Origin of the sequence: Methanobrevibacter sp. (assembly GCF_045120835.1) — an archaeon.
In the GTDB taxonomy this organism is placed as follows: domain Archaea; phylum Methanobacteriota; class Methanobacteria; order Methanobacteriales; family Methanobacteriaceae; genus Methanocatella.
On the sequence record NZ_JBGVFE010000013.1, the window covers coordinates 38,640 to 51,972 of the forward strand.

The 13,333-nt window shown below is 35.3% G+C and carries 14 protein-coding genes and 1 pseudogene; 7 read left to right on the forward strand and 8 right to left on the reverse strand.

Annotated features, from left to right (window positions below; all coding sequences use genetic code 11):
- The first annotated feature begins 22 nt into the window (after positions 1-22).
- Entirely contained in the window at positions 23-733 is a 711-nt protein-coding gene (locus ACJMLO_RS01720) for an MJ0144 family RNA dihydrouridine synthase-like protein (protein WP_405293334.1), read from the forward strand.
- 73 nt (positions 734-806) lie between these two features.
- Positions 807-2,405, forward strand: a complete 1,599-nt coding sequence (gene atwA / locus ACJMLO_RS01725; protein ID WP_405293308.1) for a methyl coenzyme M reductase system, component A2 — start codon at positions 807-809, stop codon at positions 2,403-2,405.
- 3 nt (positions 2,406-2,408) lie between these two features.
- On the opposite strand, the gene ACJMLO_RS01730 is transcribed toward atwA, so the two are convergent.
- Entirely contained in the window at positions 2,409-3,077 is a 669-nt protein-coding gene (locus tag ACJMLO_RS01730) for a M48 family metallopeptidase (protein ID WP_405293310.1), read from the reverse strand.
- 158 nt (positions 3,078-3,235) lie between these two features.
- On the opposite strand from ACJMLO_RS01730, the gene ACJMLO_RS01735 reads away from it, so the two are divergent.
- Genes ACJMLO_RS01735 through hemA form a run of 3 tightly spaced genes read left to right on the forward strand, consistent with a single transcriptional unit; the run spans position 3,236 to position 5,535 of the window.
- Entirely contained in the window at positions 3,236-3,718 is a 483-nt protein-coding gene (locus ACJMLO_RS01735) for a methanogenesis marker 9 domain-containing protein (RefSeq protein ID WP_405293312.1), read from the forward strand.
- Position 3,719: 1 nt separating this feature from the next.
- Positions 3,720-4,346, forward strand: a complete 627-nt coding sequence (locus ACJMLO_RS01740; RefSeq protein ID WP_405293336.1) for a bifunctional precorrin-2 dehydrogenase/sirohydrochlorin ferrochelatase — start codon at positions 3,720-3,722, stop codon at positions 4,344-4,346.
- A complete protein-coding gene (hemA, locus tag ACJMLO_RS01745; RefSeq protein WP_405293314.1) occupies positions 4,336-5,535 on the forward strand; it encodes a glutamyl-tRNA reductase in 1,200 nt (399 codons plus the stop codon). Before ACJMLO_RS01740 ends, hemA begins: the two co-directional genes overlap by 11 nt.
- Before the next feature lie 4 nt (positions 5,536-5,539).
- On the opposite strand, the gene ACJMLO_RS01750 is transcribed toward hemA, so the two are convergent.
- Positions 5,540-6,661: an AAA family ATPase gene (locus ACJMLO_RS01750; protein ID WP_405293316.1), complete on the reverse strand. Its 1,122-nt coding sequence runs from the start codon at positions 6,659-6,661 to the stop codon at positions 5,540-5,542.
- Positions 6,662-6,741: 80 nt separating this feature from the next.
- Between ACJMLO_RS01750 and ACJMLO_RS01755 the strand changes: the two genes are divergently transcribed.
- Positions 6,742-7,815, forward strand: a complete 1,074-nt coding sequence (locus ACJMLO_RS01755) for a metallophosphoesterase (RefSeq protein ID WP_405293318.1) — start codon at positions 6,742-6,744, stop codon at positions 7,813-7,815.
- 34 nt (positions 7,816-7,849) lie between these two features.
- Positions 7,850-8,362, forward strand: coding sequence for a zinc-ribbon domain-containing protein (locus ACJMLO_RS01760; protein ID WP_405293320.1), 513 nt, complete (start codon positions 7,850-7,852; stop codon positions 8,360-8,362).
- On the opposite strand, the gene ACJMLO_RS01765 is transcribed toward ACJMLO_RS01760, so the two are convergent.
- From ACJMLO_RS01765 to ACJMLO_RS01790, 6 genes and pseudogenes are all read right to left on the reverse strand, one after another.
- Positions 8,356-9,195 (reverse strand): TIM barrel protein, encoded by an 840-nt coding sequence (locus ACJMLO_RS01765; protein ID WP_405293322.1) that lies wholly within the window; start codon positions 9,193-9,195, stop codon positions 8,356-8,358. The genes ACJMLO_RS01760 and ACJMLO_RS01765 overlap by 7 nt on opposite strands.
- 27 nt (positions 9,196-9,222) lie before the next feature.
- Complete coding sequence (locus ACJMLO_RS01770) at positions 9,223-10,239, reverse strand: phosphorylating glyceraldehyde-3-phosphate dehydrogenase (protein WP_405293324.1); 1,017 nt, start codon at positions 10,237-10,239, stop codon at positions 9,223-9,225.
- A 452-nt stretch (positions 10,240-10,691) separates the two neighbouring features.
- Complete coding sequence (locus tag ACJMLO_RS01775) at positions 10,692-10,895, reverse strand: heavy-metal-associated domain-containing protein (protein WP_405293326.1); 204 nt, start codon at positions 10,893-10,895, stop codon at positions 10,692-10,694.
- A 30-nt stretch (positions 10,896-10,925) separates the two neighbouring features.
- Positions 10,926-12,782, reverse strand: coding sequence for a heavy metal translocating P-type ATPase (locus ACJMLO_RS01780; protein WP_405293328.1), 1,857 nt, complete (start codon positions 12,780-12,782; stop codon positions 10,926-10,928).
- Positions 12,783-12,842: 60 nt separating this feature from the next.
- On the reverse strand, positions 12,843-13,115 hold the full coding sequence (locus ACJMLO_RS01785; RefSeq protein ID WP_405293330.1) for a metal-sensing transcriptional repressor: 273 nt from the start codon (positions 13,113-13,115) through the stop codon (positions 12,843-12,845).
- A gap of 100 nt (positions 13,116-13,215) precedes the next feature.
- A pseudogene (locus ACJMLO_RS01790) lies at positions 13,216-13,333 on the reverse strand (DNA topoisomerase VI); the annotation flags it as partial.

Here is a 13,333-nt window from a genome sequence, read left to right on the forward strand (position 1 = left end):
CATGATTAAAGTAGTTGCTCCAATGGCGGGGATAACTAATGCAGAATTTTTAAATAAGGTTATTCCATATGGTTTTGATGTGGCTACTTTAGGTGGATATAGTTTGGATTTGCCTACAATTGAAGCAAGTAAAAAAATTATTGAAAGGGGACGGGCAGAATTTGATTTTCCTTTGGATGAAATTTTTACACATATCGGAAATGAGGTTGACTCAATAAAAAAGGTTCATAATGATGTAAAGGTCTCAGCGAATGTTCGTTCAACTACTCCGCAGCCAATAATTGATGTTGGAAATATTAAGGATTTGGATATTGTTGAAATAAATTGTCATTGTCGCCAAAATGAAATAATATCTATTGGTTGTGGCCAGGAAATGTTGAATCGAGATGATTTGGGAGATTTTATTTCAGATGTTGCAGACAATGTTAAAAGTGAAGTTTCAGTTAAAATCCGAGCAAATGTTGATGGAATCGATACACTAGAAATTGCACGGATAATTGAACAGAGCGGTGCTGATTATTTACATGTCGATGCTATGAGAAATGGTGTTTTTGAAGCGGATTGGGAACTTTTAAGGGAAGTCTGTAATAATGTTAATATTAAAGTTATTGGAAATAATTCAGTAAACAGTGAAGAGAATATTAAAAAAATGATTAATACTGGGGTAGATGGTTTTTCAATAGCTCGTTCAGTTATTTCTGGAAATTTAGATTTCAATATCACTAATTTTTAAAAAATTTAAAACAATTGTTATTAGAAAGTATTATTAATAGTTTAAAATAAAGATTAAATCAATAGGTGATTTCATGGATTTTATAACTCTTAAGAATATTACAAAAAATTTTGATGGTGTTGATGTTCTTAAAGATATTAATTTAAAGATTAATGAAGGAGAGACTTTAGGTATTTTGGGACGTAGTGGAAGCGGAAAATCTGTTTTAATTAGTATGCTTCGTGGAACCAAAGAATATTGGCCTGATGATGGAAATATTATAATGAATCTTGCAGTTTGTCCAGATTGTTTGGCTGTCGAATCTCCGTCTCATGTTGGAGATAAATGTAATTGTGGAGCAACATATGAATCTAAAGAAGTAGATTTCTTTAATTGTGACAGGAAATTATTCGCAAGTATCAGAAGAAGAATTTCTATCATGCTGCAACGTAATTTCGCGCTATATGATGAGGAGACTGTTATTGAAAATGTTATGAGGGCTATACCTGATGATGTTGATTATGAAGAAGGATTATATATTGCCTTGGAATTATTAGAAATGGTTCAAATGAACCACAGGATTACTCATATTGCACGTGATTTAAGTGGTGGGGAAAAACAGAGAGTAGTGCTTGCAAGGCAATTGGCTAAAAATCCAATGATGTTTTTAGCTGATGAACCGACAGGTACTTTGGATCCTCAAACAGCTGTAAAACTTCACAACACATTAAAAGAAGGGGTTAAAGATAAAAATATTACAATGGTAATCACTTCTCACTGGCCGGAAGTAATGAACGAACTTGCGGATAAGGTTATCTGGTTGGAAAATGGTGAAATTAAAGAAGAAGGAGACCCGGAAATTGTTGTGAACAGGTTTTTGGAAACAGTTCCAGTCCCTAAAAAACCAGAAATTCCAGAATTCGGTGAAGAAGAAATTATTTTAAATGACGTTAAAAAACATTATTATTCCATTGAACGTGGTGTTGTAAAAGCTGTTGATGGAATTGACTTGAAAATCCATAAGGAGGAAATTTTTGGTCTTGTTGGATTGAGCGGTTCCGGTAAAACAACCACCACAAGAATGTTAATCGGTTTAACTGAACCAAGTAGTGGTGAAATCAAAATCAAACTCGGTGATGAATGGATTGACATGACTGAAGGAGGACCTCTTAATCGTGGACGTATTGTTCCTTATTTAGGATTATTGCATCAAGAGTATTCTTTATATCCACACAGAACAATTTTAGGAAACCTGACTGATGCAATTAGTTTAAATCTGCCTGCGGAATTTGGAAAGATTAAGGCGATTCATGCATTGTCTACCGTTGGTTTTGATGAAAAAGAGGCAGCAATAATTCTTGATAAGTATCCTGATCAATTGAGTGTAGGAGAAAAACATAGGATTGCTTTAGCACAAGTTTTAATCAAAGAACCTAAAATAATCGTTTTAGATGAGCCAACAGGTACTATGGATCCTATTACTCGTGTAAATGTTACTGACTCAATTCTAAAAGCTCGTACTGAATTGGAACAAACATTCATTATTGTTTCTCACGATATGGACTTTGTCTTGGATGTTTGTGACAGGGCTGCTTTAATGAGGGGTGGAAAACTTTTGGATGTTGGCACTCCTGAAGAAATTGTTGATCAGTTGACTCCTGACGAAAAAGAAGATATGCTTAAAGACAGATAGTCTTTATTCATTTAATCTTTTTTTTATTTTTTTCCAGTTCGGACAGAACTGGTCCATTAATTTTTTAAAATTTTTCCCATGATTGAATTCTATTAAATGACATAATTCATGAATCATCACATATTCCAGACATTCCTTATCTTTTTTTGCAAGATTCAAGTTTAGGGTTATTCTGCCGTCCTGCTTGCAGTTTCCCCAGTTTTTCATTTTGCGGACGTTTATGCTTTTAGGTCTTCTGCCAACAGTGTTGCAGCATTTATCTGAAATATCTGGAAGGGCATTTTTAAGTTCCCGTCTGTACAGTTCATCCAGAATATTTTTTCTTTTCTCAATTGTGCTTCTTTTGGGGATTGGAAGATAAATTTTATCATCCATGACAAAGGCATCTTTCACGTTTTCATTTGAAATTAATTGCAGTTCATATTCTTTTCCCCATAATGGATGTTTTTCACCATTATCATATTTATAAGGAGCTTTTATGTCATTTTCCTGAATATATCTCTGTTTTTTTAAAATCCAGTCTTTTTTGGATTTAACAAATCTAATTATATCTTCATCACTAACGAATAGGGGTGCAGATACTTTAACGTCTCCATTTGGAGGCAGAATACGAATGTACATATTTTTTATGTTCTTCTTTTCAACAGTGACGGCAATATCTTCAATTATCATTTCATTAAAAATTAAGATTGATATCGTATTTAAACCTTATTTTTTCATTAATCGATTTTGAACTTTTCACAAAAAGGTTATATATTCATAATTTAAATAAATTATATTATTATTTTATATTTATCAATAGAGAAGTGAATAATTTTTGGAGGATTGTTATGACTTGGGAAGATGCACCATCTCACATTTGCAGAGGGGGAGATGTAAGAGGACTTGCTTTTTGCTGTCCGCCAGTTAAACCATGCCCAGTTTTAAACGCGTTACAGGAAGTTAATTTAACTCCACAGGAATTTGTGGATATCAAGATTCAATTCGGTAAGGAAACCAGATTAGGTGAAGGGGCAGGGACCTGTTTCGGGTCACTTATATGGTGTTGCAAGCCGTCAAAACCTTGCCCATTAAGAGACATGACCCTAAGGAATATGGGAATGAGTCATGATGAGTATTTGGATTTGAAAAAACAATTGTCTGAAAGGTTAGTTGGCGTTAAAAAACCTGACCCTGATCAAAGGGCCGAGGCTTTGGCTGAAACATTCAACATTTCCAAACTTGAGGCAATGAATGTTTTAACTGATTGCAATAATGATTTGAGAGCTGCTGTAAAAGTATTGCATGCAAGATCTCTTGAAAATTCTGATTAAAATGGATTATACCTCTATTTATTTAAAGACATTCGATTTGAATGTATTTATTTTAGGCACTGGGGAAGTTGCAACAAGGCGTGCAAATAAATTTTTAGACCATGGAGCTAATGTTAAACTGGCAGGCAATGATTTATCAAAGGATTTAATTGATAAGGGTGCAGAATTATGTTCCCCTTGTGATGCCGATAAACTGGTCGAGTGGGCTGATTTGGTTGTAGTTGCAAGCGGCGATGAGGGCCTGTGTGAGCATGTTTCTGAAATCTCTGGCGATAAGTTAATTAATAGGGCCGATTATCCTTTAAGGGGCAATGTTATTGTTCCTACAAGTTTCAACATTGCTGATGTTGAAATATCTATTTTTACTAATGGGAAAAGTCCATTAATGGCTCGCCAATTAAGAAAAAAAATTCAGGCAGTCATTACAGATGAAGATATCCTTGAAATCGAACTTCAGGATTATGCAAGATTGAAATTAAAAAGTGCCATTGATGAGCAGAAAGTGAGAAGAGATTATCTTTATCAGATTTTTGAGGATGAGGAAATTAATGATTTGATAAAAAAGGGGGAATTGGATTTGGCTAAAGATCATATTGATAAGTTAATAAGGGGATTAAATGATACTTAATTTAAGAGTAGACCATAAGATTGCAGATATTCAATCAATGGAGAATATTTCAAAGGATATGGATGATCTATTTTGGAAGTTGCAGGAAAAATATTCAATAAATGAATATATTGAGATTTCTACATGTAACAGAAAAGAATATTATATTAATAATAACTTTATTCCGGAAGATGAGGATTTGCTTTCTCATGAAAATCAAAACATTATAATCGAATATGGTCAAAGTGCTGTCATGCACTTGCTTAGGATGACTTCAGGTTTGGAGTCCATGATTGTTGGTGAAGACCAAATCCTTGGTCAGGTTAAGGATGCAAAACATAAGGCGATTAAAAACCATCATTGCGGCAAGTCTCTTGATGCTATTTTTACCAAGGCCATTCATGTTGGTCAAGTTGTAAGAAACAAGACAAATATTAATAAGGGAGCGGTTTCTATCGGCTCTGCAGCCATTGATTTGGCTGAAAAGCATATGGGTAGTTTGGATGATAAATCGGTTTTGGTTATTGGTGCCGGAAAAATGGGCAGATTGGTTGCTAAGGCACTCGCTGAAAAAGATTTGAATGCTATTTTTGTTGCTAACAGGACCTATTATGTTGCTGTCGAGCTTGCTAAAGATTTGGGTGGCGAAGCTATTTTGTTCAATGATTTGGAAGAATATCTGGCCAGTGCTGATTTGGTCATCAGTGCCACTAGTGCTCCTCATGCCATAATTAACAAACAACGCCTTTTGGATATTGATATGGATTATGAAAATGTCATGATGGTTGATATTGCTAATCCTCGAGATATTTCAGAAGATGTTCTCGAATTGGGAGTCAAATCATTTAATATTGATGATTTGCGTGAAATTGCTGATGAAAACACTCGACTTCGTATTAAGGAATTTGGTGAAGCGGAAAACATAATCAATGATGAGTTCATTTTACTTAAAGAATCCTTTAAAATTATGGAAGTTGATGAAATACTTGGTAATTTGAGAGCATCTATGGAAGAGATAAGACAACGTGAAACTAAAAAAGCATCTTCAAAGTTGTCAGATATAGATGGCAGTGCAAAAATTCTCAATAATTTAACAAATTCTATTGTTAACAAGATATTTTTCGATATTTCGAATAATCTTAAAAAAGCTGCAAAAGATGAAGATAAGGATGTTATTGAGGCGGCTGAGCAAATTTTTCATTTTGATTAGAATTTTACTCAAACATTCCTTTAACATCACTATTTTTAATTTTAAAACTATCTAAAGCATAGTTAATATTTTTCATGGTGATTGTCTGGGAATCCTCGGAGAGGGCATTGTGAAGAGAGGTCTTTAAAATTTTCTCTTTAATATCTCTGCCGGACAGTCCTTTTGTCAGTTTGACTATTTTTTCCAAATCCAAATCATAATCCAGTGGCATTGTCTTGAGATTGTTTTCTAAAATGGCCAATCTTTCATTATCGTTAGGTAGTTTGAATTCGATTTCTTCTTCAAATCTGCTGCGTACAGCAAGGTCAAGACTGTCCTGATTGTTGGTGGCTCCAATTGTTATTACAGATTCATTCTCTTCAATTCCATCCATTTCAGTTAAAAGTGAGTTTACGATTTCAGAAACGTCTCCCCTTAGGGATTGAAATGATCTATGTAGTGCAATGGCATCAATTTCGTCAATGAAAATAATTGCCGGAGCATTTTCTGATGCTTTTTTAAATAAATCATGAATTTTGGATGATGCATCGCCGACATGTTCGCCAATTAGTGATGTTGCTTTGACCAGATACAATGGAACCTTAAGCTCATTGGCCAGCGCTTTTACAAGCATGGTTTTGCCGGTACCTGGGAGCCCATAGAATAGAATGTTTTTCGGAGCCCATGGTCCGAAACTTTTGGGGTTTTCAAGATATCTGGTTATGACCTTAACTTTTGACTTTGCATTTTCCTGACCAATGATGTCATCAAGATGAATATTGGATTTGATCTTATTGTCGTTGCTTTTGTCAATTTTATCTGTAATGATTTGAATTTTGGTATTGTCTGAAATTATTGAGTTATTCGGTTTTGCAGTTACAATTTCAAAACCATAATCGGGGATTATTTTCTGGTCAAATAAATGTGACTTTTCACGTACAACCAATCCTAGCCATTGCTCACGAGCATATTCTTCAAACAATTTGGTGTTTGTTATTTCAATATCCTCGTCCATTAATGTAAAATCAAATGGATAACCTACAGGTTTGACTACAACTAATTTGGCATATTCCTTATTTTCATTTTCGACTTTTGATGTTTTTTGATTAGTTGTCTTAATTTCTACTTGTTTGTTGTCACTTTTCAAATAATCACCTCCATGTTTTTGTATACATTCAAACATTAGCTTTAATTATTTAAATACTTGTTGTCATAATATATTAATTCATGAGTTTCAGATCACGACGTGTAATATTTTCGACACCATTTTATATGTTGTTTGAGTTTTTTCTACTTAAATATCTTTTTTTACTGATTGGTGGCATAGGGGATGGTTATATCTTAATGGCAATAGTTTTTATAGGCCTCTTGCGTCTAATTCCTATGTGGTTTGAAGAAAAGAAATCACGCAAAATCACTCGCTTTTTATCGGCAATGGATGGAATCTGGATGTGGGCATCATTAATGTTTCTGATAGATATTCTGATAATATATCTGATTGGAAGTTTTTTCAGTATTCCTCAAATAATTATTGTGGCATTGCTGTTGGTTGTACCGGTTTTGGGCATTTACAATTATTATAAGGCTCATAAATTGGTTGTCAATGAAAAAACATTGTTTTTTGACAATCTTGATGGTGAAATCAACATCGCCCATTTGTCAGATGTCCACTTCGGTTCTGTAAGGCATAAAAGCATTATCCGAGAGGTATCTTTGAAATTGCAGGAACTTGAAGATACATGCGATATTGCAATAATTTCAGGTGATCTGGCTGACGGTTCATGTGTGGTCGAAGAAGATGACCTGATGGCATTTGGGGATGTTGGAATGCCGGTAGTGTTCACTCCCGGAAACCATGATTTCTATCCCGGAATAGAAAATGTCATAAATGCTGCTAAAAAGGCGGGGATAATCGTTTTGGATAATGATGTTTTTGAATTTAAAAATCTGAATATTTATGGTTTGACATACAGCTTTGAAGATATTGAAATGCCGTCAATGGAAGAGCTGCAGTCCTGTTTAAACCCAGATAAAATAAACATTATCAATTATCATGTTCCATCATATTGGGAGGAATTTTCCGCATTGGGATTCAATATTCAATTGTCAGGTCATACTCATGGAGGACAGTTCTATCCGGTGCTATGGTTTGGAAATATCCTGTTCGGATATAATATGGGACTGTTTAGAAATAAATTTGGCAGTTATCTGCATGTGACAACTGGCGTCGGTTCAATGGATACTCCTATGAGATGGGGAACCGATTCTGAAATTGTTGTTTTGAAGTTGAAAAAATCATAATTGTTTTATTTAACTTAATCTAAACTATAAGTATATGACTCTTGAAGATAACCATAATCATTTTTGCATTTATTGTGGTGCGCAATTGGTTCCGGACCAGCATTTCTGTTCACAATGCGGCAAGGAAGTTTATCATGACCCGGAAACAACAGTTATAAAGACTCCTTCCAGATACAAGTCAAAAATCGATGAAATTGAAGCGGATTATAATTCAAAACAGGCAAAGGCAAAGGAACTGGTCGAAAAGTTGTTTGACCCATCACACATGGCCTATTCGAAATTCAGCAATGCCATTAAAAAATCCAACCAGCTATTTTCTAATCAGTTGGCTATTGCTCATAAAATGGTTGAATTGGACGAAAACAATAATCTTGTTGAAGGGGAGCTTGAAAATAAAATAAAAACATTAAATACTTTCGTTGATAAGATGGAAGATTTAACCAATGAGTTGGTTATCCATTTAAGTTCCAATAAAGATGATAATGAGGACATCAATAATCTTTTTAATGATATGGACGATTTGATTGATTCAGTTAAGGATTATTGAATCATTTCTTTATAAATCTCTTTCATTTTAAGTGCATCCAAATCACGTTTTGGGGTTTCACAAATAATGTTTGCCTTCCAACCGTTATCGATCAAGTTTGAAAGCAAATCCCTAATGTCCGGTCCGTATTCGTCACTTTCATCAAGAGTATGGTGTTTTACCTCTCCGCCATGCCCGAATTCTATTGTTGTATAATGGCAGTGAAGAATATCAATATCTAAATTATCTTCAATTGTTGAAAATATGCAATTGTAGTCTTCTTTTTTGTTTAAAAATCCACGGCCACGTGCATGCACATGGGCAAAATCGATTGTCGGTTCGAAGTGGTCAAATGTAGCACATAACTCAACAACTTCGCCTACATTTCCGAGTTGTGTACGTTTGCCGGTAGTTTCGGGTGCAAAGGTAAAATTCTCTATACCTTCCGCTTCGAGCTCTTCAAATAATCTGTTTACGGTATTTTTTGATATTTCCATTGCCTTTTCGGGCTTTCTGTTTAAGTATGCTCCAGGGTGGAATACCAATCGGTATGCTCCCATCCATTCGCCGGCACGGGCTGCAGCTATTAGATGTCCGATACTTTTTTCAAGCTTGGATTCCTCTTTTGCACATAAGTTAATGTAATATGGGGCATGCATAGAAACTAAAATATCATGTTTTTCTGATTCCTCTTTTAATGTGGCGGCAGAACTTTCACCAATCCTCACGCCATAGGGGGACTGGTATTCATAGGAATGAAGGCCTTCTTCATGAATATATTTAGGTGCCTTGTAGGCTGCACCTTTGTAGTTCACTGGACTGCCTGCAGGTCCAAAAAGCACTTTAGGTTTCATGTTAAAAATAGTAAAAAAGTGGGAATTTTAGAATATTCCCATAGCTTCGTTGGTTTTTGCAATTGATTTTTCGTTATCACTTTCCATTTCAAGAAGTGCACGAATTGCATCAATGTTTTCAGGAATAACGTCAGATTCTTGGTGTACTGCCTGCATGTAGAATAGTTCGTTGTCCACGACATTAACTGATTCCTTCCAGACAGGAATTTCATACAGGTCATTTCTGCTTCTTCCAAGCTCTTTAGCATATTCCATTAACTCGGCAGTTGAACCTAATCCCTCTTCGGCGGATACGACAATTACTCTTGAACGTTTTTCCAATGCCTCAAGGATTTCTTCGGTTTCAACATCGTTGTTGATTTCAACCATGATGTTGTGCTGGTGCATCAATGTGGTTGGCACGAGCAATGCCATTGTGGTTACATCAATTCCGTCCATTACGGTTTTAACGTCAGGTCCGTGGTGGGATGGCACTTTTGGAGGATTTGGAACAATAGCGTTGATTGGTCCTTTTTTGACTTCAGATGGGTCTGATCCTCTTCTAACCATTACTGCCCTTACCTTTTTTATGTCGGCAATTGCATCAATTGTGTGTAATGTACGGGTCAGTCCTGTAGTGTTACAGGAAACTACACGGGTGTAGTCTGCACCGTATGAGTCATCGTAATTTGAAATGGCGTTAAATGAAAGGCCAGTAAGGTCATGGTCTTCTCCACCTTGGTAAATTGCTTTAACGCCTGCTTTTTTATACATTTCAAGGTTTTGTGGACCGATGCTTCCAGGAGTACAGTCTACAACAACATCTGCTTCCTGTATCATGTCTTCAACGGTACCAGCTATTTCAATTCCTGCATCTTTGAATAATTGTTCTCTTTCAGGAATTCCAATGTATAAAGGATAGCCTTTTTCTTCAACTGCAGTTCTTGCCTCGTAGTTTGGTCTAGTTTTACTTACACCAATGACTTTCATATCATCTTGAGCGGCTACTGCATCAGCCACTCTTTTACCGATGGTTCCATAACCATTAATTGCAACAGTTTTCATTTTAATCCCTTTTTCAGTTATAATAAATAATTTATTATATGTATTAAATTTTGTTTGTTAACTTATTTAAAATTTGATATTTGGCTATGATTTCGTTTTGTTTGTTTGAATGGTTAATTGTATGCTAAAATCGTATTATTGATGTTAATGATGTATTATTTTACTAGATTGTTTATTCTTTAAACTGCTGTCTATCTCTTTTTAGAGAATGGTTAAAAAAGCACACTCCGTATCATTCATATCAAAAAGGAGAACATACTCGTTTAGCTAATTATATTAGATTCAGAAGACCTTTTGACAAAAATGTTAATCGTTCTGTAAATTTAATCACCAACATATTAACTTGGTTTATAGGATGGTTGCAGTATGGTATATTCATATTTTTTAATTTAAAAATTTAATGCTTGAAATTAAAAAAATAAGAAAAAAATAAAAAAGTAAGTAGAATTATTCTATTCTACTTTAAATCCTGCCTCTTCGACAGCATCATTAATGTCTGCATCACTTACGTCGCCAGACATTGTAATAGTAGTAATTCCTGAGTCTAAATCGGCTTTAGCATCGTCAATTCCGTCAACGTCTTTTAAGCAAAGTTCAACAGCGTTTACACATGATGGGCAGTGCATGCCCACAACTTTGATTTCTTTTTCAGCCATAATAATTCACCTTATTATCGTTAAATTATATTATGTCATGCCATTATATAAATATTTAGTCAAACCTAACTTTTTCACTTTGTGATAATCCTTTGTTGTTGTTTTGAGGTTGCTCAATCTGTATGCGTATACTATCACAATAACCGATCCTATGTTGTGAATCAGTGCCCCTTCAATGGGATTGAGGAGTCCCAGAATTGCAAGGGTCATTGCAATGATATTCACAAGCAATGCGAATCCTATAGAGATGTTTATTGTTCTTATGGTTTTTTTGGCGGCTGCAATCAGATGAGGGATATCTGCGATGTTGTCGTTTACAAGTGCAATGTCGGCCGCTTCAACGCTAACGTCACTTCCGATTTCGCCCATTGCTATTCCTACATTTGCCTTTTTAAGGGATGGTGCATCGTTTATCCCGTCACCGATCATTGCAACTCTGTTTTTCTTAATCTGTTCTTTTTTGATGTATTCTGTTTTGTCTTCAGGCAGGCAGTTGAATTTCACGTTTCTGATTTTTACCTCTTTTGCAATGTTTTTTGCGGTTTTTTCATTGTCTCCGGTTAGCAGCGTTGTTCTGACACGCAACCCCTTGAGGTTCCATATTGTTTTTTTAGTGTTTTCACGTATGGTGTCTTTAAGGTAAACTTTGCCTATCAGCTTTGAATTTTTCAGGACATAGATTATCATTTCCCCATTTCCGGAGTCGTCATCTGTTTTAACGTTTTTAAGTTTCAGGAGTTTTCTATTGCCTGCAAATATTTCGCTGCCGTTTATTTTTCCACTTACTCCGCATCCAGGATGTATTCTAAAATTCTCCACGTCACTGTAGATTTTGCCCTTGTAGTGCTTTACTATGGCCTTTGCAAGGGGATGTTCGGATTTTGATTCAAGTGATGCTAAAAGATGCATCATATCTTCATCATCAGAGGTTACCTTAACCACTTTTGGTGTTCCGTAGGTGAGAGTACCAGTTTTATCAAAGATGATTTCGTCTATGTGGGCCAGCTCTTCTATGGATGCGCCGTCCTTGACTAGAATTCCTTTTTTTGTCAGATTGCCTATTGTTGCCATTATCGCTGTTGGGGTGGCAAGCACCAGAGCACATGGGCAGAATACAACAAGTATTGTAACCGACCTTGTTATTTCGAATGTCAAAAGGTATGTTATCAGTGCAGCTGTAAATGCAATGACAACTATCATTGTTGCCCATTTATCAGCTGTCTTGACTATTTTTGAGTTTTCAGGAGATGAGGACTCAACAAGTTTTATCAGCTTTTGCAGTGAACTGTCCTGGCTTTGTCTGGTCACTTCCATTGTAAATGACCCATAAAGATTTATTGTTCCGCTGTATACTTCATCATTTGCCTTTTTATCAACAGGCAGAGATTCTCCAGTTAATGTGGCTTGATTTATTGATGTTTCACCTGCAATTATTATTCCGTCTGTTGGAATGCTTTCACCCGGCAGTACTTTTAGGATATCTCCGACTTGTACAGTTTCGACAGATATTCTTTCTTCAGTTCCGTTTTTTATCCTTGTTGCGTATTGCGGGCTCATTTTTGCGAGCTTTTCGATTTTTCCTTTGGTTTTTGAGACTGTATAGTTTTCTAAAAATCCCCCTATTGCCATTATTGTAGCAATTTCACCTGCTGCAAAAACTTCACCAATCATGATTGATGCAATAATGGCTATTGTTACAAGCACATCTGCTTTTAAATCAAATTCTTTAACTAAACCTTGTATGCATTCTTTAAATATTGGTATTCCACATAGCAGAACTGCAATCCATGCAACATAATCGAGAGATAAAGAGAAGCTTACAATTAAACTTATTGTGGAAATTGCTATAAGTGTAATTTTGATTGTTTCATCTTTTTTGAATTTCATTTTTATCATCTCCAATAGTACAGGTATACCCTATGGGGTATAAGGTTATTTTAAAAAAAATTAAAGTCTGGAGTAGTATTCAAGAATTGATGAAAGATCCCCAATAGCCTCATCTGCATCCTCATCTACAATAGCCTGTTTTACACAATGTTCGAGGTGACCTTCAACAATTATGTGTCCTACTTTGTGCAATGCGGATTTGGAGGCATTGACCTGCATCAGTATCTGTTCGCAGGGAATATCTTCATCGATCATACGGTCAATTGCATTCAACTGGCCGATGATTTTTCTGATTCTTCTGTGTAAATTTTCACTGTCCATACATTCTTTCAAAATAACACATCCTATACCTATGGGGGTATATGATTGTTATAGTATATAAAGATTTTGTCCGGAAAAAAATAAAAATAAAAAAAGGAGGAAAATTTCAAGACTATGCTTGATTTTCCATTTCCTCAAATTTGGCTGGGAAATATGTATCTACTACATATTCAAGACCATATTTTGAGAAAGATTGCTGTTCTGCTTTTTTACCGATTTTAAGCATCTTT

Bases quoted from the DNA above. Each gene is read 5' to 3' on its own strand.
- ACJMLO_RS01720 (WP_405293334.1), top strand. From the start codon at position 23: ATGGCGGGGATAACTAATGCAGAATTTTTAAATAAGGTTATTCCATAT.
- atwA (WP_405293308.1), top strand. From the start codon at position 807: ATGGATTTTATAACTCTTAAGAATATTACAAAAAATTTTGATGGTGTT.
- ACJMLO_RS01730 (WP_405293310.1), bottom strand. From the start codon at position 3,077: ATGATAATTGAAGATATTGCCGTCACTGTTGAAAAGAAGAACATAAAA.
- ACJMLO_RS01735 (WP_405293312.1), top strand. From the start codon at position 3,236: ATGACTTGGGAAGATGCACCATCTCACATTTGCAGAGGGGGAGATGTA.
- ACJMLO_RS01740 (WP_405293336.1), top strand. From the start codon at position 3,720: ATGGATTATACCTCTATTTATTTAAAGACATTCGATTTGAATGTATTT.
- hemA (WP_405293314.1), top strand. From the start codon at position 4,336: ATGATACTTAATTTAAGAGTAGACCATAAGATTGCAGATATTCAATCA.
- ACJMLO_RS01755 (WP_405293318.1), top strand. From the start codon at position 6,742: ATGAGTTTCAGATCACGACGTGTAATATTTTCGACACCATTTTATATG.
- ACJMLO_RS01760 (WP_405293320.1), top strand. From the start codon at position 7,850: ATGACTCTTGAAGATAACCATAATCATTTTTGCATTTATTGTGGTGCG.
- ACJMLO_RS01765 (WP_405293322.1), bottom strand. From the start codon at position 9,195: ATGAAACCTAAAGTGCTTTTTGGACCTGCAGGCAGTCCAGTGAACTAC.
- ACJMLO_RS01770 (WP_405293324.1), bottom strand. From the start codon at position 10,239: ATGAAAACTGTTGCAATTAATGGTTATGGAACCATCGGTAAAAGAGTG.
- ACJMLO_RS01775 (WP_405293326.1), bottom strand. From the start codon at position 10,895: ATGGCTGAAAAAGAAATCAAAGTTGTGGGCATGCACTGCCCATCATGT.
- ACJMLO_RS01780 (WP_405293328.1), bottom strand. From the start codon at position 12,782: ATGAAATTCAAAAAAGATGAAACAATCAAAATTACACTTATAGCAATT.